Genomic DNA, 20,208 nt, shown 5'->3' on the forward strand with positions numbered 1-20,208 from the left:
GCGCCGCCAGACGCACGCTCGGGGAGAGGAAGAACGCGCTCGAAAGCGGGCAGGTGGAGGCGACGCCCCTCAGAACGGGGTCATCATGGTGCTGCGTTCGGCGGCGGGCGGGAACGACAGCCAGTAGTAGAAGTACTCGCGCGCCAGCTGCAGGAAGGCGACGCGCGACTCGTTGTCGTCGAACTTCAACTGCAACAGCATGGCATCGACCACGATGCGGTAGTTTTCGGGCTTGTAGGGCTGGCCGTCGAGCAGGTACAGCATGGCCTTGAGGATTTGCTCGCGCGGCGCGATCTGGCGTTCCTTCATGCCCCCCTCGAACAGTTTGCCGAGGTAGATTTCCAATGATGGCGGAAAACGGTCGAACCCCGCTTTCTGCATGCGTTGCAGCAGCTCATCCAGCGAGGCCGCGATATCCATGCGCGGGTTGTGGATGGTGAAGCCGGAACGGGAGGTCAGCTCGGCCAGCTTCTTTATGTCCCCCAGCCAGAAATAATAGTATTCGCGCGCGCAGGTCAGCGCGGTGACCCGGTCCTCGTGCGGGCAGCGCTCGAGGTAGACGTCCACCGCCTGACGGAACAACTCGATGTCCTTGGGGTGGCCGTCGAGCAGCGAGGTCAGCTTCTTCAGCAACTGACGACGCTCCGACACCACCTGCTCGGTGGCCCCCTTGCGGTGAATCAGGTTCAGGTACGCCTCGAGGGCGTCCTCGATGTCCTTCATGCCAGCTCCTGTGCTTCGTCCAGCTGATGCGCCATCACCCCGGCCTCGAGCGCGGCCGTGCGGATGGCATTCCATTCATTGTCGGAAAACTCGATGCCATTCGCCAGCTGATCGGCACGCCGGCGCGCCTCGGGTTCACCCGCCATCTGCACCGGCTCGCTGCCTTCCTGCGCCGGCGACGACTTGATGTACTCGGTCATGGCATCGTACTCGGCCTGCAGCCACGGCAGCGAGCCGGTCTGCGCCGGATCGACCACGAACGCCGTCATCTGGTTGAGGATACCTCCCTGGCGCGGCCGCTCCGGCTGCGAGGTGCCGCCGCCCGAGAGCAGGCCGGCGAGAAACTCGGTGGCGGCGAGCAAGCCGCCACCCTTGTGGTGCGCCATCGGTCGCAGCGTGCCCTGCGGCTCCTCCCACATCACGCGCGGGTCATGGGAGGGGTGGCCGGCGTGGTTCTGCAAGACCGGCTCGTCGAAACGCTGCCCGGCCAGATAGGCCACCCGCGTCTTGCCGTAGGACACCCGGCTGGTGGCGAAATCGAGGATGAAGGCGGGATGCTTGTCGGTGCCCGGAAAGGCGATGCAGATCGGATTGCCACCGAAGCGTCCGGCGGTCCCGCCAAACGGGGACACCATCGGCGTGTGCACGTCGGTGACATTGACGAAGAACAGCCCGACCAGGCCGGCGTTGGCCAACTGCTCGCCGTAGCAGCCGATACGCCCCATGTGATGGGCGTTGCGTACCGTGAGCAGGGCCACCCCGGTTTCCCGCACGCGCCAGATGGCGGCATCCACCGCCTCGCGCGCGACGCGCTGGCCGAAACCGCGCTCGCCGGAAAACTGCAGTATCGCCCCGGCGTCACGCACCAGCCGGGCCGCCTGGTTGGGGCGCAGCGTCTTGTTGCGGACGCTGGCGACGTAAAACGGCAGCATGCCGATGCCGTGGCTGGGATGGCCACGCAGATTGGCCTCGACCAGGTGCCGGCTGACTATGACGGCTTCTTTTTCCTTGCAACCCAGGGCTTTCAACACCAGTCGGGACACATGCTCCAGCTGCTTTGCTGCCAGTTTCATCGTCATCCTCCGTTATGTTCTGATTTTTTGTACTGTTGCCACTTCCCTTATTGCCCGACCCGCCACCCACACTCAGCAGGACGCTATTGCCAACTCCAGCCGCACGTCCTGACCCACCATGCGCAGATCACGGACCACCACATTCCTCTTTCCGGCCAGCGACTCCAGCGCCGGCCAACCAAACAAGCCCTGAGCCGCGTCGCCCAGCAGCGTCGGCGCCAGGTACAGCACGATCTCGTCGACCAGCCCGGCCTGCAGCAAGGCGCCATTGAGCCCGGCCCCCGCCTCGACCATCAGTTCGCCCACGCCCTCCAGCGCCAGGCGCGCCAGCAGGGCGGCCAGATCAACCCGGCCGGCGCTATCGCCCAGCGCCCACACCGTCACGCCCTGCTCCAGATAAGGCTGGTGGCGCGCCGCGTCGGCGACCGCCGTGACCAGGATGGTTTCGCCGTCGCGATAGATACGCGCCCCAGGCGGCGTCTGCAACCGGCTGTCCACCACCACCCGCCGCGGCTGGCGCGGGGTAAACACCTCGCGCACCGTCAGTTGCGGATCGTCCGCCAGCACCGTCCCGCTGCCGGTCAGGATGGCGCAGGAGCGTGCGCGCAGGCGATGCACGTCGCGTCGTGCATCGGGGCCGGTAATCCACTGGCTGGCACCGTTCAACAAGGCGGTCTTGCCGTCCAGCGAGGCGGCCGCCTTCAGCGTTACCCACGGCCGGCCGCGCTCGGCGCGCGACAAGAAGCCCTTGTTGAGGCGCCGCGCCTCGGCCTCCAGCAAGCCCACCGCCACCTCGATGCCGGCGCCGCGCAGCATGTCCAGGCCACGCCCGGCCACTTCGTGATAGGGATCTTGCATCGCCGCCACCACGCGGCCGACGCCGGCCTCGATCAGGCCCTTGGCACACGGCGGGGTGCGCCCATAGTGGCTGCACGGCTCCAGCGTTACGTAGGCGGTGGCACCGCGCGCGAGCTCGCCCGCCATGCGCAGGGCGCGCACCTCGGCGTGCGGGGTGCCGGCAGCCACGTGCCAGCCCTCGCCCACGACCTCGCCGTCGCGCACCACGACGCAGCCGACGCGGGGGTTCGGCGTGGTGGTGTACAGGCCTTGTTCGGCCAACCTCAGCGCCCGCGCCATCATGGCGTGGTCAACAGCGGAAAACGTCATGGACTCTCTCACGAGGATTTCTGGATTTCCTTGATCGCCTCGGAAAACTCCGAGACGTCCTGGAAACTGCGATACACCGAGGCAAAACGGATATAGGCCACTTTGTCCAGTTTCGCCAATTCATTCATCACCATCTCGCCGATCTGGCGCGAACTGACCTCGCGCTCGCCCAGTTGCAGCAGGCGATGGCAGATACGGTCGATGGCGTCGTCGACCAGCGCGGTCGGCACCGGGCGCTTGTGCAGCGCGCGCAGGAAGCTGGTGCGCACCCGCTCGACATCGAATTCGGAGCGATGCCCGCCCGACTTCACCACCTGCGGCATGCGCACGTCGGCGGTTTCGAAGGTGGTAAACCGCTTTTCACACGCCAGGCAGCGGCGGCGGCGGCGGATGCTGGTGCCATCTTCGCTGACGCGGGAATCGATCACCTGGGTGTCGGCGTTGCCGCAAAACGGACATTTCATGATGTGACAACCTGGCTAGTAATAATCCTACGATGGTATCAGCAAAGGTCGGGAGCGTTAACGCCACCGTTTCTGATGCTCGTCAAGAGAGCGTGTCGCCGCGAGGTGCTCCCCTCCGTTCCGTCCCACCAATGCCAGCCCCGATCGGCCCATCAGGATCAGCACCGTACACCACCTCGCCTCCTTAAACCCCTGCCCAGAAAAACAAAAGCGGCCCGAAGGCCGCTTTCAGTATCACACCAGCATGACGATGGGCTTACTTGGCAGCGTACACCGGCAGGCGCTGGCACAGGGCCTGGACTTCACCGGCCACGCGCGCGGTCACCGCCTCGTCGTTCGGCGCTTCCAGCACGTCGGCGATCAGGTTGGCCAGTTGCTTGGCTTCGGCTTCGCCGAAACCGCGGCTGGTCATGGCCGGGGTACCGATACGGATGCCGGAGGTCACGAACGGCTTTTCCGGATCGTTCGGGATGGCGTTCTTGTTGACGGTGATGTGGGCACGGCCCAGGGCGGCTTCGGCGTCCTTGCCGGTGATGCTCTTGGCGCGCAGATCGACCAGGAACACGTGCGACTCGGTCTTGCCCGACACGATGCGCAGGCCACGCTCGATCAGGGTCTCGGCCATCACCTTGGCATTCTTCTTGACCTGCTGGGCGTAGGCCTTGAATTCCGGCGAGGCGGCTTCCTTGAAGGCTACGGCCTTGGCAGCGATGACGTGCATCAGCGGACCGCCCTGCAGGCACGGGAAGATCGCCGAGTTCAGCGCCTTCTCGTGTTCGGCCTTGGCCAGGATCACGCCGCCGCGCGGACCGCGCAGGGTCTTGTGCGTGGTGGTGGTGACGAAGTCGGCGAACGGCACCGGGTTCGGGTACTCACCGGCGGCCACCAGGCCGGCGTAGTGAGCCATGTCGACGAACAGGTAGGCACCCACTTCGTCGGCGATCTTGCGGAAACGCGCCCAGTCGATTTCCAGCGCGTAGGCGGAAGCACCGGCCACGATCATCTTCGGCTTGTGCTCGCGTGCCAGACGCTCGACAGCGTCGTAGTCCAGCACTTCGTTCTCGTCCAGGCCGTACGGCACCACGTTGTACAGCTTGCCGGAGATGTTCACCGATGCGCCGTGGGTCAGGTGGCCGCCGTGCGCCAGGCTCATGCCGAGGATGGTGTCGCCCGGCTTCAGCACCGACACATACACCGCCTGGTTGGCCTGCGAGCCGGAGTGCGGCTGCACGTTGGCGTATTCGGCGCCGAACAGCGCCTTCAGGCGGTCGATCGCCAGCTGCTCCACCACGTCGACGTGTTCACAGCCGCCGTAGTAACGCTTGCCCGGGTAGCCTTCGGCATACTTGTTGGTCAGGACGGAGCCCTGGGCTTCCATCACGGCAGGGCTGACGTAGTTTTCGGAGGCGATCAGTTCGACGTGGTCTTCCTGACGGCGGTATTCGGCGTCCATCGCCGCGGACAGTTCCGGATCGTACTTGGCGATCGTCAGATCGGCTGCAAACATCTTTGACTCTTCCAATCAAAGGGTTAATCGAGATGCGCGATTTTACCTCAAATGCGCGGCCCATTGGTATGAGCAATTCGGGATAGGAGCATGAATCCGGCTCATGTCCCAAGACATCATTACTGCAGCGTCGAACCCGGCGCCGGGATATCGTCGGCGGTCAGGAACAACGGAATGCCGTTCTGCTGATCCGGCTGTACCTGTGCTACCACGCGCACGTCGCTCACCCGGCACTCGGCCATCAGTTCGCAGAACTGCGACGCGATCAGCGGCACCGAATCCAGCGGCGACAGCGGCCAGACGAAGCCTTCCCAATTCTTCTCGTCACCCGGAGCGGAGATGGTGCAACGCAGCTCGCCATTCTCGTGCGCGGACAGCACCGCTACCGGCTCCTGCCCCAGATCGCGCAGCTTGCGGATCATGCTGCTGGCGAAGGCCTGCAACGCCACTTCCTGGCGCGCGCTGCCGCCCGCCACCATGGCCTGCAGCAGTGCCTGTGGCGGACGCGCGATCGGGAACAGCGTCACACCGTCGGTTTTCAGCTGCTCGCCGAGGAACTTCATCAGCGGGATGCCCCACGGCCCGACCGAACCACCGAGCTTGACCGGGGCCGGCTCGCCCTCTTCCTGGATCGCCACACCGATCAGGTAACGCAGGAACACGCCATCGTTTCTGACCGTGACGGCGGACGCCTCCAGCTCCAGCGGCAGACCGCGCGCGGCATCGGCCAGCGAACGGGTGAAGCGGTAGAGCTGTGCCGAAGAGATACCGGCCACCGTGTCCGGGTGCAGCAGCTTGCCCGACAGAAACACCTCGGCTCCCGGCGCGAACACACCATGCTCACGGAGCAGTGCGTTCAGTCCGTCCACATCCTCGATGCGCTCCGGCAAGGTCGCCTCCGGCTTGGCCCCGACCACCAGTACCAGCGGTACGGCGAAGATCACGGCATAGCGCCCTTCCGGCTGCTCGGCGGCGGCACGCAAGGCTTCCCACAGCACACGATAGGCGGCCTGCGACGGCACCATCGCCAGCGCCACCGACAGCGTCAGTACATCGCCGCGCTCCAGGATGTCGGCCACGGCCTGCTTGAGCGAGACCCGGCACGCTTCCCGGTCGCTATCAGACGCCGCATTCAACACCGACAGTGTGTAATGAATCAGCATGTTGCTGGGCATGGGATCAGGGTACAGGCGGGGATCGGGGAGAGCGGGATGCGGCATGGACATGAGGAAATCCTGCGTCAGGGATAAAAGGAAAGATTGTCGCACAGCGGCAGGCCAGCGGGGAGAGGGCCACTCTATTTTCGATTAGTAACACCCGAATGTTCCAATGTGCGACATCGAAGCATCTTTTTCGTGCATTGCAACACTTTGCTGTTGACAGCCCCCGCACCAATCTGGATAATCCGTCCTTGTTGAGACGCAGCAATTGCTTCTTGATAGTTTCTCCTCTATTTCTCCTTTGTAGACTTGGCGCGGACAAATGTCCGCGCATTTTTTTTGCCCATTCCCCGCCATCCCTCCCGACAAAGCCCTTGATTTTCATCAAATCAGCCCCACTTTGTTTAAAGTAAGCTGAAAACCCTGCCCCACCTGGCGTTACGCCGGCCGCGGCAAGAACCCGGCCCGTCATGCGCCGTTACCCGGACAGATCGGAAACGGCACCATTGCAGTGCAACGCCGGGGGAGAACAAATTTGTGCACCGCACCAATTTGTTCTTCATTTCTTGTGCGACAAAAAACAAAACCGAACATTTTCATGTTCGGTTGTGAATTGCGCGCACGACATCCCTGCGCCTCGCTGACAGCACGATTGTGCCAGTCGAGTCAGAACGGCCGCGCCCAAAAAAGTTCCATGGCATAACGATATGCCCGCGCAAAAATCTGATGAAGCAACAACTCCGCCACGAAAGTGACTCCATGCGACAACAAATACCGGCGTATGCACAGAGGGACCAAGAACCCATTCCCGATCTTGCTGCCCCCCCTGACCGGTAGCTCATGTGCACTGCGTGCGAATCTTTCGCGGGGCACCGCGAAAATGGGCACACAGGGATTCGCTCAGCGATCGGAAATCCTCATTGCCCCCATACATTCCAGTTACTGCGCTGCTCTTCACCTCGCTGAGGGCGGCTTGCGGCAGATCGTGAACAGGCTCTAAGGCCTGATACCTCTTCTGCCTCCCCGGCAACAGACAATGGTTTACATTGGTACTGCCGCCGGGAAAGAGATGTCGACTTCACGACTGCCGACGCGACTTCCCATAGAGTGCGCGCAGTTCGTCCTTCGCCTGCTCCAGCAGCTCGCGCTGCGGCGCGGGGAGCTTGCGCCCGGCGCGGTTGATATAGAAGGAGAGCATCGACATCGCCGAGCGGAAGGGGTCTGTCTTTCGCCGGTCGCTACGCTCGGCCGACCGCATCAGTGACAGGGCGATTTCTCGCGGGTCATCGAGCGTGAACACGCCGGCCTCCAGCGCCAGCGCACTGCTGCTATCCGTCACCTGTCGTGACCACCGCTGTCGTTCCTGGGCCATCGTTCCCGCCAATCCGATTCATGCATGCTCGTGCCTCCACCGTGGTGCATTCCACACACGAAGCGACCACCGGGGCTCTTTAAATCCAAGAGGTAAGAACCGATACCCTCCACCAGTCGGCAGGGGGCAAGACTCCCTCTTCCCATTCCAGGCACGGAACCTAAAGAGGCGGGGACACGCGACAGTTCCTTTGGGACGAGCCGAAAAACAAAAACGGCAGCTCATCCGAGCTGCCGTTTTGTTGCTGCCAAGCAATTTGACCGCCTCGATAATGGAGAGGCCGAAGTTTGGCAGGCTGGCGGCGGATCGCCCCGCCCTGCGGGGCATCCGCCCTACTTACTTGCGCTCCACCTGCGACACATCGCGCACGGCACCGGTGTCGGCGCTGGTGGTCATCGCCGCGTAGGCGCGCAGCGCGGCGCTTACCGTCCGTTGACGGTCCAGCGGTTTCCAGGCGTCCTTGCCGCGTGCTTCCATCTTGGCGCGGCGATGCGCCAGTTCCTCGTCGGAGACCGCGAGATGGATGGTGCGGTTCGGGATGTCGATTTCCAGGGTATCGCCCTCTTCCGCCAGGCCGATCGCGCCGCCTTCGGCCGCTTCCGGCGAGACGTGGCCGATAGACAGGCCGGAGGTGCCGCCGGAGAAGCGGCCGTCGGTCAGCAGGGCGCACGCCTTGCCCAGCCCCTTGGACTTGAGGTAGCTGGTCGGGTAGAGCATTTCCTGCATGCCCGGCCCGCCTTTCGGGCCTTCGTAGCGGATCAGCACCACGTCGCCGGCGACGACCTGGTCGGCCAGGATGGCTTCCACCGAGGCATCCTGGCTTTCGAAGATGCGCACGCGGCCGGTGAATTTCAGGATGGAATCATCCACGCCGGCGGTCTTGACGATGCAGCCGCGCTCGGCGATGTTGCCGTACAGCACGGCGAGGCCGCCGTCCTGGCTGTAGGCGTGCTCCTTGTCGCGGATGCAGCCTTCGACGCGGTCGTCGTCCAGCGTCGGGTAGCGCATGCTCTGGCTGAAGGCGATGGTGGTGGCCACACCACCCGGTGCAGCACGGTAGAAGCGGTGCGCCTCGCTGTCCGGTGCAGTGCGGCGGATGTCCCAGGCTTCCAGCCCTTCGGCCAGGGTTTTGCTGTGTACGGTCGGTACGTCGCGGTGGATCAGACCGGCACGGTCGAGTTCCGACAGGATGGCCACCACGCCGCCGGCGCGGTGCACGTCTTCCATATGGTACTTCTGGGTGGCCGGGGCCACCTTGGACAGGCACGGCACGGCGCGCGAGATCCGGTCGATGTCGGCCATTTTGAAGTCGACGCCGGCTTCGTTGGCGGCGGCCAAAAGATGCAGCACGGTGTTGGTGGAGCCGCCCATCGCCACGTCCAGGCTCATGGCGTTCTCGAACGCCTGCTTGGAGCCGATGGAGCGCGGCAGCACCGATTCATCGTCCTGCTCGTAGTAGCGGCGGGCCAATTCGACGATGGTGCGGCCGGCCTTGAGGAACAGTTCCTTGCGGTCGGCGTGGGTGGCGACCAGCGAGCCGTTGCCCGGCAGGCTGAGACCCAGCGCCTCGGTCAGGCAGTTCATGGAGTTTGCCGTGAACATGCCAGAACAGGAGCCGCAGGTCGGGCAGGCGGAGCGTTCGACCGCCGCCACCTCTTCATCCGACACATTGGGGTTGGCCGCTTCGACCATGGCGTCGACCAGGTCGAGGCCACGCGTCACGCCGCGCCAATTGACCTTACCGGCTTCCATCGGGCCGCCGGAAACGAAGATCACCGGAATGTTCAGGCGCATCGCAGCCATCAGCATGCCCGGGGTAATCTTGTCGCAGTTGGAGATGCACACCAGCGCGTCGGCGCAGTGGGCGTTGACCATGTATTCGACGCTGTCGGCGATCAGGTCACGTGAGGGCAGCGAGTACAGCATGCCGCCGTGCCCCATGGCGATGCCGTCGTCGACGGCGATGGTGTTGAATTCCTTGGCGACGCCGCCGGCCTTTTCGATTTCCCGCGCCACCAGCTGGCCCATGTTCTGCAGGTGAACGTGGCCCGGTACGAACTGGGTAAAGGAGTTGGCGATGGCGATGATCGGCTTGCCGAAGTCGTCGTCTTTCATGCCGGTGGCACGCCAGAGGGCGCGGGCACCCGCCATGTTGCGGCCGGAAGTCGAGGTACGGGAACGGTATTGGGGCATTGCGAATCCTTCAGTCTCAATCGGTAGCGGAAAGCCGGCTCGCCAGGGACGCCAGCGGCGGGTAGCCGCGACGCAGTCCGGACATCGGGTGCCAGAATGCCGAACGGCCGCATGGGCTGCCTTGCTTGCAGCGCGACGCGGGGGAACGCTTTCCGTATAATTTCGTCATCTCTCTTTTACCGCAAACGCACATCGCTGACAAATGTTCATTCATCCCCAGTTCGACCCGGTGGCGATCAAGCTTGGCCCGCTCGCCGTTCATTGGTATGGCCTGATGTACCTGTTGGGTTTTCTGCTGTTCATCGGGCTGGGCAACCTCCGCCTGAAGCGGGGCCACGCCTTCCTCACGCCCAAGCTGCTGGACGACCTTTTGATGTACGGGGTGCTGGGGGTGGTGCTGGGGGGGCGGCTGGGTGAAGTGCTGTTCTACCAGCCGGCGTATTACTTCAGCCATCCGCAGGAAATCCTGATGGTATGGAAGGGCGGGATGTCGTTCCACGGCGGCTTCCTCGGGGTGCTGGTCGGCATGCTGCTGTTTGCGCGCAAGCATGGCCGCAGCTTCTGGGAGCTGACCGACTTCATCGCGCCGCTGGTGCCGCTGGGTCTGGCGGCTGGCCGCATCGGCAACTTCATCAACGGCGAGCTTTGGGGTCGGGTCACCCGCCCGGATGCGCCGTGGGCGATGCTGTTTCCGCAAGCCCGCCTTGACGACCTGGCGCAGGCACAACAGTCGCCGGAACTGATGGCGCAGCTGATGCAGTACGGCGCCCTGCCGCGCCACCCGTCGCAGCTGTACCAGTTTGCGCTGGAGGGACTCACGCTGTTCATCATCCTGTGGTGGTTCAGCGCCAGGCCGCGTGCGCGTGGCCAGGTATCGGCACTGTTCCTGATCGGCTACGGCTTTTTCCGCTTCGTGGCGGAGTTTTTCCGCTCGCCGGACGCCGGCATCTTCGGCCAGTCCTACACCATCAGCATGGGTCAGTGGCTGAGTCTGCCGATGATCGTGCTGGGCTTGGTGCTGTTTGTCTGGTTCGGACGGCACGAATCGCGTTAAAATTATTTGTTAAGAGTGGTTCGCCACTCGGCGGCCTTTAGCCCGCCTCCCACGGCCAGTCGGCAAGACTGGCCTTTTTTGATGCCTGCGGTTTATCGCCCGCAAGACACGAGAGATTTACCCGATGAAAGCCATCAAGTTTGCTATGGCCGGCGCCCTGCTGGCCGTTTCCGTCCTGGCCTCTGCCGAAGAGGCCGTGCTCAAGGTCTCGGCCATTCCGGACGAAGCCCCGACCGAACTGCAACGCAAGTTCGCCCCGCTCGGCGCCTACCTGGAGAAGGAGCTGGGCATGAAGGTGCAGTTCGTGCCGGTCACCGACTACGCCGCCGTGGTCACCGCGCTGACCTCGGACAAGATCGATATGGCCTGGCTCGGCGGCTTCACCTTTGTGCAGGCGAGCCAGCGCGGCAAGGTGGTGCCGCTGGTGCAGCGCGAGGAGGACAGCAAGTTCACCTCGAAGTACATCGCCAACGCCGAGGCCGGCATCAACTCCCTGAAGGATCTCAAGGGCAAGAGCTTCGCCTTCGGCTCGGCGTCGTCCACCTCGGGCCATCTGATGCCGCGCTACTTCCTGCAGAAGCAGGGCATCAAGCCGGAGACCTTCTTCAAGAACGTAGCCTACTCCGGCGCGCACGACGCCACCGTGGCCTGGGTGGCCTCCGGCAAGGTAGAAGGCGGCGTGCTCAACGCCTCGGTGTGGGACAAGCTGGTGGAGGCCGGCAAGGTCGACCCGGCCAAGGTCAAGCTGATCGGCACCACCCCGGCCTACTACGACTACAACTGGACCGTGCGCGGCAACCTCGACGCCAAGCTGCAGCAGAAGATCACCAAGGCCTTCCTCAAGCTCGACCCGAAGAACCCGGAGCAGCAGGCTATTCTGGAGCTGCAACGCGCCAGCAAGTTCATCCCGACCAAGGCGGCCAACTACAAGGGCATCGAGTCCGCGGCCAAGGAAGCGGGCCTGCTGAAGTGAGCCTGACGTTCGAACGCGTCGGCCTGCGTCTGGGCGGGTCGACGATCCTCGACGACGTCAGCCTGGCGCTGGGCGACGGCGAGCAGGCGGCGCTGATCGGCCCGTCCGGGGCCGGCAAGTCGTCGCTGTTGCTGCTGGCCAACACCGTCTATCGGCCCAGCCAGGGAACGGTCAGCATACTGGGGCAGAACCCCTGGCGCTGCGCGCCGCACCAGCTGCAGTCCCTGCAGGCCGACATCGGCACGGTCTACCAGGCGCCGCCGCTGCCGGCGCGGCAGCGCGTGGTCAACGCCGTGGCGGCAGGACGACTGGGGCGCCAGGGGACGCTGGCCTCGCTGCTGGCGCTGCTCAGGCCGCGCGACGCCGCCGGCGTGACGCAGGTACTGCAGCGGGTCGACCTGGCCGACAAGCTGTGGGCGCGCTGCGATCAGCTCTCGGGAGGACAGCGCCAGCGGGTCGGCATCGCCCGCGTGCTGTACCAGGCGCCACGCCTGATGCTGGCCGACGAACCGGTGTCGGCGCTCGATCCGCGCCTAGCCGAGGAGACGGTGAAACGCCTCACCGACGATGCCCGCGCGCGTGGCGCCACCTTGCTGATGAGCCTGCACTCGGTGGACCTGGCGCTGGCGCATTTCCCACGCATCATCGGTCTGCAGGCCGGCCGCATCCTGTTCGACCTGCCGCGCGCCGAGGTGCATGACGGGCTGATCCAAGCCTTGTACGCCGGCGAAAGGTTGGCCGAAGACGATATACTCCCGGCCGATGCCGAACCCGGCTTCCCGCGGGGGGTACGATGCTGAGCCACCCACGCGACCCGGCGCTGCTGCCGCGCCTGCTGTGGGGCGCGCTGCTGCTGGCCTTGCTGGTTCCGACCCTGCCGCTGACCGGCTTCAACCCGCTGCAGCTGTTCGACGCCGCCACCCTGAAAACGCTGGCGGGCTTTGTCGCCGGCTTCCTGCCGCCGGCCAGCAACGCGGTCTTTCTCGGCGAGGTGATGCGTGCCGGCGTCACCACCCTGGCAGCGGCCACTGCCGGGCTGGCGTTGGCGATGCTGGTCGGGCTGCCGCTTGCCTTCGCGACCAGCCGTGCACTGGACCGCCATGCGCTGACGGCGGCCGCGCCGTCAAGGTTGGCCGAAGCCGGCAAGTCGCTGCTGCGTGGCGTAATGGTGCTGCTGCGCGGGGTGCCGGAAATCGTCTGGGCGCTGCTGTTCGTGCGCGCCGTCGGACTCGGCTCGCTGCCGGCGGTGCTGGCGCTGGGACTGGCCTACGGCGGCATGCTGGGCAAGGTCTACGCCGAAATCCTCGAGTCACAGCCCCGCGCCCTGGCCCGGGCGCTCTCTGCCGCCGGCGCCGGACGCACCCAGGTGCTGGGCTACGGGCTGCTGCCGCAGGCCTTGCCGGAGCTGGTCAGCTACAGCGTGTACCGTTGGGAGTGCGCCATCCGAGCCTCGGCGGTGATGGGCTTCGTCGGCGCCGGCGGCATCGGCCAGTTGCTCGACACCTCGATCAAGATGATGAACGGCGGCGAAGTCAGCACCTTGCTGCTGGTCTTTTTGCTGATCGTGGTGGGGACCGAGGGCGTCAGCCGGCTGTCGCGCCGCTTGCTGGAGAGCCGCCAGGGCGGTGCCGTGCTGGCCGGCGCAGCCGTGCTGGCGGCGCTGGCCAGCGTCGCCTGGCTGCTGCCGGCGTGGCGCGAGGCCGGTTTCGATGGCGCCAGCCTGCTGCATTTCGGCCGCGAATTCCTGCCGCCTGATGCCAGCCCGACTCTCCTCGCCGACATCGGGCGCGGCGCGCTGGAGACGCTGGCGATGGCCTTCCTCGGCACGGTGCTGGCGTTTGCCGGCGCCGCCCTGCTGGCGCTGCCGGCGTCCGGGCGCTTCGGCCAATCCGTCAAGACGCTGGCGCGGCTGCTGCTCAACCTGCTGCGCGGCATCCCCGATCTGCTGTGGGCCTCGCTGGCGGTGCTGGCGGTCGGCCTGGGGCCAGCGGCCGGGGTGCTGGCGCTGGCCTTGCACACCAGCGGCGTGCTGGGGCGACTGTTCGCGGAAACGCTGGAAAACGCGCCACCGGCACCGGAGCAAGCCTTGCGCGTGCTCGGTGCCGGCCGGCTGACGGCGTTCTGCTACGGCCTGCTGCCGGAAGTGTGGGCGCAATGGCTGGCCTACGCGCTGTACCGCGGCGAGAACAACATCCGCGCGGCGGCGGTGCTCGGCATCGTCGGCGCGGGGGGACTGGGACAACAGCTCTATCTGGCATTGTCGCTGTTTCAACTGCCGACCGCCGCCAGCCTGATTCTGGCCATGCTGCTACTGTCGTGGCTGCTGGAACAGTTGAGCCGGTTGCTGCGGCAGCAACTGGAAGCGGCGGCGGGGCACGCGGCCTGAGCCGACATGCCGGGCGAATTAGTCCCTGCCCGGCATGTCGGCTACAATCGGGACTTCACTTCCCTGTCGGAGCACGGCGATGCGAGTCTCCATCCTGGGCGCCTCCAGCGGCATCGGCCGCCCCGCCCGCACTACCAGCTTCCTTCTCGACGACCACACGCTGATCGACTGCGGCACCGGCGTCGGTTCGCTGGAGGTGGCGCAACTGCTGCGCATCACGCGCGTGCTGCTGTCGCACAGCCATCTCGACCACTGCGGCTTCCTGCCGCTGTTGGCCGACGTGCACGCCGGGCACGCCGGGCCCGGCATCACCGTCTACAGCCAGCAGGCCACGCTCGACGCCATCAAGCAGCACCTGTTCAACGGCGTGATCTGGCCTGACTACACCGTCACGCCCAGCCCGGAAAACCCTTACGTGCGGCTGCAGGCCATCGAGGTCGGCGACCCGGTCGCCCTGCCCGGCGGCATCGCCACGGCCTTGCCGGCCGAGCACAGCATCCCGGCGGTGGGCTGGCTGGTGGAGGGAGACTGGCGTGCGCTGGCGTTCAGCGGCGATACCGGCCCCTGCCCGGCGTTCTGGCAATGGATCGCCCACGTGCCGTCGCTGTCCGACGTGCTGTGCGAGGTCACCTACGACGACGACCACCTGCCGCAGGCACGGCGCTACGGCCACATGGCGCCGTCGCTGCTGGCGTCGCTGGTCGACCCCTTGCCACCAGCGGTGCAGTTGTGGATCAGCCATCTCGACCCCGGCGAGGAAGAGCGCATGATGCAGCAGATCCGTGCGGTATTGCCGCCGCACCTGCACGTGGAACGGCTCAAGGCCGGCGTGACGATCGAACTGTGAGGCGTGTCACAGCATGGCGTCGAAGCCGGCGTTGTTGAGTACCGCAAGCAGACCGGCGCACGTCAGCAGGTGCGGGTTGAACAATACCCGCACCGGTCCCCTCGTCAGCCCCGCCTCGGCCTGAGCCACGCCGGGCAACCGGGCCAACAGGGTTGCCACCCGGCGCTCGTCACCCTGCCCGCCATGCCCCACCAGTTTCACCACGACTTCTTCCATTCTCGCCTCCCGATGAGGCAATCATTTCCAGCGTCTCAGCAGCAGCGAGTTGCTGACCACCGAGACCGAGCTGGCCGCCATAGCCGCCCCGGCGATCACCGGATTGAGCCAGCCCAGCGCCGCCAGCGGCACCCCTAAAACATTATAAACAAAAGCAAAAAACAGATTCTGACGAATCTTGACCAGGGTGCGACGCGACAGACGGATGGCGTCGGCGACGTGACGCATGTCGCCCTGGCGCAACGTCACGTCGGCCGTTTCGATCGCCACGTCGGAGCCGGCCCCCATGGCAAAACCAACATCGGCCGCCGCCAGCGCCGGAGCATCGTTGACACCGTCGCCGACCATGCCGACCTTGTGTCCGGCCCGCTGCAACTCGGCCACCGCCGCCGCCTTGTCCTGCGGCTTCACTTCGGCACGGAACTCGGCGATGCCGGCGGCGGCGGCGATGCTGGCGGCGGTGGCGGCCTTGTCGCCGGTCAGCATCACCACCTTCACCCCCAGGTGTCCCAAGCGCTCGACGGCCTCGGCGGAGCCGGGCCGCAGCTTGTCGGCGATGGCCAGTAGCCCCATCAAGGCGCCCTCGCGTCCCAGCGCGATTACCGTCTTGCCCGCGGCGTAGAAACCGTTGGCCGCCTCTGGCAGGTTATCGACCAACCAGTCCGGCACCCCAACCCGCAGACGGCCGTAACCTTCGACCTCGGCCTCCACCCCGCGACCGACCTCTGCCGAAAAATCCTGCACCGGCAGGCGCGTCAGCCCCTGCTCTTCGGCAAAGCCCAGCACGGCACGCGCCAGCGGGTGTTCCGAGCCGGCCTCGATGCTCGCCGCCAGCTGCAGCAGGGTGTCGCGCGGCACCGTCAGGGGCAGCACGTCGGTCACCACCGGGCGGCCCTCGGTGAGGGTGCCGGTCTTGTCCACCACCAGTGCCGTCAGCCGCCCCGCCGTCTCCAGCGCGGTGGCGTTGCGGAACAGGATGCCGCGCCGCGCCCCGTTGCCGATGCCCACCATCACCGCGGTCGGCGTGGCCAGCCCCAGCGCGCACGGGCAGGCGATCACCAGCACGGCCACGGCGTGGATCAGCGCACGCGCCCAATCGCCGGTGAGCCAGCCGGTGACGAGCAGCGTCACCACGGCGATGGCCACCACCGCCGGCACGAACACGCCGGAGATAACGTCGGCGAGGCGCTGGATCGGCGCCTTCGAGCCTTGCGCCTCGCTCACCAGGCGCACGATGTCGGCGAGCTGGGTCTGGCTGCCGACCCCGGTGGCACGCACCGTGAGCATGCCGTCCTGGTTCTGAGTGCCGGCGTACACCGCATCGCCCACGCCCTTGGTCACCGGCAGGCTCTCGCCGGTAAGCATGCTCTCGTCGACGGCGGCGTGCCCGGCGATCACCTCGCCGTCCACGGCGATGCGCTCGCCGTGGCGCACCAGCAGCACGTCGCCCGGCTGCAGCAGCGCTACCGCCACCTCTTGTAGCTGGCCGTCGCGCTCCACGCGTGCCGTTTTCGGCGCCAGGCGGATCAGTTCCTCGATCGCGCCCGAGGTCTTGCCCTTGGCGCGCGCTTCGAGCAGCTTGCCCAGCAACACCAGCGTGATCACCGCCGCGCCGGCCTCGAAATACACATGCTGGTCGTGCCAGCCCGCCAGCGTCACCACCGCCGACAGCAGATAGGCCATGCTGGTGCCCAGCGCCACCAGCACGTCCATATTCGCCCCGCCGCCACGCAGGGCGTGCCAGCTGCCCTTGTAGAAGCGCCAGCCGGCGAGAAACTGCACCGGCGTCGCCAAAGCCAGCTGTACCCCGCGCGGCAGCATGCCGTGTGCGGCGCCACCCAGCATCGTCACCATCTCCAGCAGCAAGGGGGCGGTCAGCAGCGCCGCCAGCCAGAACCAGCGCCGTTCCTTGAGATAGGCCTGGCGATGCTTTTCGGCCAAGGTCTCGTCGCCAGCCGCGGCGCGCGGCGTCGCGCTGTAGCCCGCCTTGCGCACCGCGGCGATGATCGCGTCCTGCTCCACCGCCCCGGCGGGGAAGTGCGCCACGGCAGTTTCAGTGGCGAAATTGACGCTGGCGTGCACACCGGGCAGGCGGTTCAGGACTTTCTCGATGCGGCTGGCGCAGGCAGCACAGGTCATGCCGCCGATATCCAGCTCCAGCCGCGCCTCGGGAACCGCATAGCCGCTTTGGCGGATGCGCTCGATCAGCCGTTGCGGTGTCTGCTGCTGCGAGTCGAACTCGACCCGGGCGGTTTCGCTGGCGAAGTTGACGTGTGCGTCGACCCCATCGAGGCGATTCAATACCTTCTCGATACGGTTGGCGCAGGCAGCGCAGGTCATGCCTTCGATCGGCAGGGTCAGCTGGGTCCGGCTCATCGCTCGCTCCATGAATGCGGTTTACTCACTATATACCCCCACAGGGTATATGAAAGCAAGCGGAATTTCCCGCTGCTACATGAAAAAGGCCCTGCACGAGCAGGGCCTTCGCGGCAGGGACAGGCGCGCATCACAACCACTTGCGGCGCCAGAACACGAAGTACAATCCCGCCCCGAGCACCAGCATCAGCCCCAGGATCAGGAAATAGCCGTAGTGCCAGTGCAACTCGGGCATGTAGTCGAAATTCATGCCGTAGATGCCGACGATCAGCGTCAGCGGCATGAAGATCATCGACAAGGCGGTCAGCACCCGCATCTGCAGGTTGAGGCGATTGGACTGGGTCGAGAGGTAAAGATCGAGCATGTCGCCCACCAGTTCGCGCGACATCTCCAGCGATTCGATCACGTGCACGGTATGGTCGTAGGCATCGCGCAGGTAGATCAGGGTTTCCGGCTGGAAAAAGCCGTAATCGCCGCGCGCCAGCGAGGTGAGCACCTCGCGTACCGGCAGGATGGAACGACGCAGCCTGAGACAATCGTGCTTGAGACGCTGGATACGCCGCAGGATGCTGGCATCGCGGCCGACCAGCAGCTGGCTGTCGGTCTGCTCGACGTACTCGGTGAATTGGGTGAGCACGCCGAAATAGTCGTCGACCACGGCGTCGAGCAGCGAGTAGGCCAGGTAGTCGGCACCACGCGAACGGATCAGGCCGCGCGCAGTGCGGAGACGCTCGCGCACCGGCTCGAACACGCCAAGCGGACGCGACTGGAAGCTCAGCACGAAATGGCGCCCGACCACCAGATAGATCTGGTCGTGCTTGAGCCGGCCATTGCCCTCGCCGGAAAACTGGAACACCCGGCTGGCGATGAACAGGTAATCGCCGTAATCCTCGACCTTGGGACGCTGGCGGGCGTTGAGGATGTCTTCCAGCACCAGCGGATGCAGACCGAAGCGCTCGCCGATGGTGCGCATCACTTCGGGCTCATGCAGACCGTAGACGTTGAGCCACAGCACCGGCTCGCCAGGCCGGTAGGCAAGCCCCTCTTGCAGCGAGGCGAAGGTGGTCTCGCGCAACGCCGAAGGGCCGTACTCCACCAGGGTGATGCGGGGCTGGTCCAGCGTGGGCTCGCCCACCGCCAGCAGCGTGCCCGGCGCCTCGCCCAGCGTAGGTACCTTGCCCTTCAGCCGTTCATAGCGCTTCATGCCCGCACGATATCAAGGGTGAATCCGACGTTGTCCCACTGCTTCACCTCCTGCTTGAAGGCGCTGGCGGTCAGCGGGTTGGCGACAAGCCAGGCCTTGTCCAGGGTCAGTTCGAAGCCGCGCGAGGTCTGACGCAGTTCCAGCACGTCGGGCAAAACGACATCGTTGCGGCTGCGGTAGAACAACACCGCCAGCCGCAGCGCCACCATCGCCTGCCAGTGACCGGGCTCGGACAACAGCGACATCATCTTGCCCATGTCGCCGCGCTGCCCCAGCACGATACTGGCCAGCGTCGCCTGTTCGCGCTTGGAGAAGCCCGGCATGTCGGCGTTCTGCAGGATGTAGGCGGAGTGCTTGTGGTAGGCGGTATGCGCGATGGTGAGGCCGATTTCGTGCAGGCGCGCGGCCCATTGCAGGCGCTTGAGGGTATCCGGGTCGCACTCGACGCCGCACAGCATGCCACACAGACGTTCCGCCAGCGCCGTCACGCGTTGCGACTGCGCCAGATCGACGTGATAGCGACGCTTGAACTGGGCTACCGTGGTGTCGCGCATGTCCTTCTCCCGGTGACGGCCCAACAAGTCGTAGAGCACGCCATCGCGCAAGGCACCTTCGGCGACGATCATTTTGTCGATCAGCAGTTCTTCAAAGATGGCGATCATGATCGCCAGCCCGCCGGCGATCACCGGCACCCGGTCGGCCTTGAGGCCGTTCAGGTTGACGTATTTGAGGTTGCCGAAGCGGATCAGCTCGTTCTTGAGTTGCTCCATACCCCCCAGGGTGATGTCGTCGGCGGAATAGTCGTTGATTTCCAGCGCGTCGCGCAGCGCGCGGGCAGTGCCGGAGGTGCCGACCGCCAGTTGCCACTCTTCCGGGCGGTATTCATGGACGATGCGCTGCACTTCGGCACGCGCTGCCATGATCGCGTCCTGGAAATTGCTGCGGTTGAGCTTGCCGTCGGCGAAGAAGCGCCGGCTGTAGCTGACGCAGCCCAAGGGCAGGCTCTCGGTCACCAGTGCGCGGAACTGGCTGCCGATGATGAATTCGGTAGAGCCGCCGCCGATGTCGACCACGAGGCGGCGCTCCTTGGTGGCGGGCAGCGAATGGGCGGCACCGAGGTAGATCAGGCGCGCTTCCTCACGCCCGGCGATGATCTCGATCGGGAAGCCGAGCAAGGTCTCGGCGCGCGCGATGAAAGCGGGAGCATTTTTCGCCACGCGCAGGGTATTGGTGCCGACCACGCGTACCTGCTTGGGCCCAAGCCCGCGCAGGCGTTCACCGAAGCGGGCGAGGCAAGCCAGGGCGCGCTCCTGGGTATCGTCGTCGAGGGTCTTGTCGTCGTTCAGGCCGGCGCCGAGGCGCACGGTGTCCTTAAGGGTATCGAGGGTGTAGAGCTGGTCTTCCACCACGCGGGAGACCTGCAGACGGAAACTGTTGGACCCCAGATCGACCGTGGCGAGCACATCATGGGGGGGCGTTGGACTGGTCAAGAT

The 20,208-nt window shown here is 65.6% G+C and carries 17 protein-coding genes; 5 read left to right on the forward strand and 12 right to left on the reverse strand.

Annotation, left to right across the window (positions count from 1 at the left end; all coding sequences use genetic code 11):
• Positions 1 to 69 precede the first annotated feature (69 nt).
• From B9N72_RS07330 to ilvD, 8 genes are all read right to left on the reverse strand, one after another.
• Positions 70 to 723 carry a hypothetical protein gene (locus B9N72_RS07330; RefSeq protein WP_085275777.1) on the reverse strand — a complete coding sequence of 218 codons (654 nt, stop codon included), beginning with the start codon at positions 721 to 723 and terminating at the stop codon, positions 70 to 72.
• Positions 720 to 1,796 (reverse strand): malate/lactate/ureidoglycolate dehydrogenase, encoded by a 1,077-nt coding sequence (locus B9N72_RS07335; protein ID WP_085275778.1) that lies wholly within the window; start codon positions 1,794 to 1,796, stop codon positions 720 to 722. The genes B9N72_RS07330 and B9N72_RS07335 overlap by 4 nt, the downstream gene beginning before the upstream one ends.
• 72 nt (positions 1,797 to 1,868) lie before the next feature.
• A complete protein-coding gene (gene ribD / locus B9N72_RS07340) occupies positions 1,869 to 2,963 on the reverse strand; it encodes a bifunctional diaminohydroxyphosphoribosylaminopyrimidine deaminase/5-amino-6-(5-phosphoribosylamino)uracil reductase RibD (protein WP_085275779.1) in 1,095 nt (364 codons plus the stop codon).
• A gap of 8 nt (positions 2,964 to 2,971) precedes the next feature.
• Entirely contained in the window at positions 2,972 to 3,427 is a 456-nt protein-coding gene (gene nrdR / locus B9N72_RS07345; RefSeq protein WP_008953066.1) for a transcriptional regulator NrdR, read from the reverse strand.
• Between the two features lie 256 nt (positions 3,428 to 3,683).
• Positions 3,684 to 4,934 (reverse strand): serine hydroxymethyltransferase, encoded by a 1,251-nt coding sequence (glyA, locus tag B9N72_RS07350; RefSeq protein WP_085275780.1) that lies wholly within the window; start codon positions 4,932 to 4,934, stop codon positions 3,684 to 3,686.
• Positions 4,935 to 5,053: 119 nt separating this feature from the next.
• Positions 5,054 to 6,160 carry a hypothetical protein gene (locus B9N72_RS07355; protein WP_085275781.1) on the reverse strand — a complete coding sequence of 369 codons (1,107 nt, stop codon included), beginning with the start codon at positions 6,158 to 6,160 and terminating at the stop codon, positions 5,054 to 5,056.
• 1,012 nt (positions 6,161 to 7,172) lie between these two features.
• Positions 7,173 to 7,466, reverse strand: a complete 294-nt coding sequence (locus tag B9N72_RS07360; RefSeq protein WP_085275782.1) for a DUF3175 domain-containing protein — start codon at positions 7,464 to 7,466, stop codon at positions 7,173 to 7,175.
• A gap of 336 nt (positions 7,467 to 7,802) precedes the next feature.
• Positions 7,803 to 9,659 carry a dihydroxy-acid dehydratase gene (ilvD, locus tag B9N72_RS07365; protein ID WP_085275783.1) on the reverse strand — a complete coding sequence of 619 codons (1,857 nt, stop codon included), beginning with the start codon at positions 9,657 to 9,659 and terminating at the stop codon, positions 7,803 to 7,805.
• Between the two features lie 202 nt (positions 9,660 to 9,861).
• Between ilvD and lgt the strand changes: the two genes are divergently transcribed.
• The 5 genes from lgt (at position 9,862) to B9N72_RS07390 (ending at position 14,919) form a co-directional block, all read left to right on the forward strand.
• A complete protein-coding gene (gene lgt, locus B9N72_RS07370) occupies positions 9,862 to 10,713 on the forward strand; it encodes a prolipoprotein diacylglyceryl transferase (protein ID WP_085275784.1) in 852 nt (283 codons plus the stop codon).
• A gap of 124 nt (positions 10,714 to 10,837) precedes the next feature.
• A complete protein-coding gene (locus B9N72_RS07375) occupies positions 10,838 to 11,686 on the forward strand; it encodes a putative selenate ABC transporter substrate-binding protein (RefSeq protein WP_085275785.1) in 849 nt (282 codons plus the stop codon).
• Complete coding sequence (locus B9N72_RS07380) at positions 11,683 to 12,486, forward strand: phosphonate ABC transporter ATP-binding protein (protein ID WP_085275786.1); 804 nt, start codon at positions 11,683 to 11,685, stop codon at positions 12,484 to 12,486. Before B9N72_RS07375 ends, B9N72_RS07380 begins: the two co-directional genes overlap by 4 nt.
• Positions 12,480 to 14,072 carry a PhnE/PtxC family ABC transporter permease gene (locus B9N72_RS07385; RefSeq protein WP_085275787.1) on the forward strand — a complete coding sequence of 531 codons (1,593 nt, stop codon included), beginning with the start codon at positions 12,480 to 12,482 and terminating at the stop codon, positions 14,070 to 14,072. Before B9N72_RS07380 ends, B9N72_RS07385 begins: the two co-directional genes overlap by 7 nt.
• Before the next feature lie 79 nt (positions 14,073 to 14,151).
• A complete protein-coding gene (locus B9N72_RS07390; protein WP_085275788.1) occupies positions 14,152 to 14,919 on the forward strand; it encodes a 3',5'-cyclic-nucleotide phosphodiesterase in 768 nt (255 codons plus the stop codon).
• Between the two features lie 6 nt (positions 14,920 to 14,925).
• On the opposite strand, the gene B9N72_RS07395 is transcribed toward B9N72_RS07390, so the two are convergent.
• The 4 genes from B9N72_RS07395 to ppx form a co-directional block, all read right to left on the reverse strand.
• Positions 14,926 to 15,135, reverse strand: coding sequence for a heavy-metal-associated domain-containing protein (locus tag B9N72_RS07395; RefSeq protein WP_085275789.1), 210 nt, complete (start codon positions 15,133 to 15,135; stop codon positions 14,926 to 14,928).
• A gap of 21 nt (positions 15,136 to 15,156) precedes the next feature.
• Positions 15,157 to 17,511 (reverse strand): heavy metal translocating P-type ATPase, encoded by a 2,355-nt coding sequence (locus B9N72_RS07400; RefSeq protein ID WP_085275790.1) that lies wholly within the window; start codon positions 17,509 to 17,511, stop codon positions 15,157 to 15,159.
• 130 nt (positions 17,512 to 17,641) lie between these two features.
• A complete protein-coding gene (gene corA, locus B9N72_RS07405) occupies positions 17,642 to 18,715 on the reverse strand; it encodes a magnesium/cobalt transporter CorA (protein WP_085275791.1) in 1,074 nt (357 codons plus the stop codon).
• Positions 18,712 to 20,205, reverse strand: a complete 1,494-nt coding sequence (ppx, locus tag B9N72_RS07410; RefSeq protein WP_234985914.1) for an exopolyphosphatase — start codon at positions 20,203 to 20,205, stop codon at positions 18,712 to 18,714. Before ppx ends, corA begins: the two co-directional genes overlap by 4 nt.
• Positions 20,206 to 20,208 lie beyond the last annotated feature (3 nt).

Origin of the sequence: Pseudogulbenkiania subflava DSM 22618 (assembly GCF_900177275.1) — a bacterium.
Lineage (GTDB): Bacteria > Pseudomonadota > Gammaproteobacteria > Burkholderiales > Chromobacteriaceae > Pseudogulbenkiania > Pseudogulbenkiania subflava.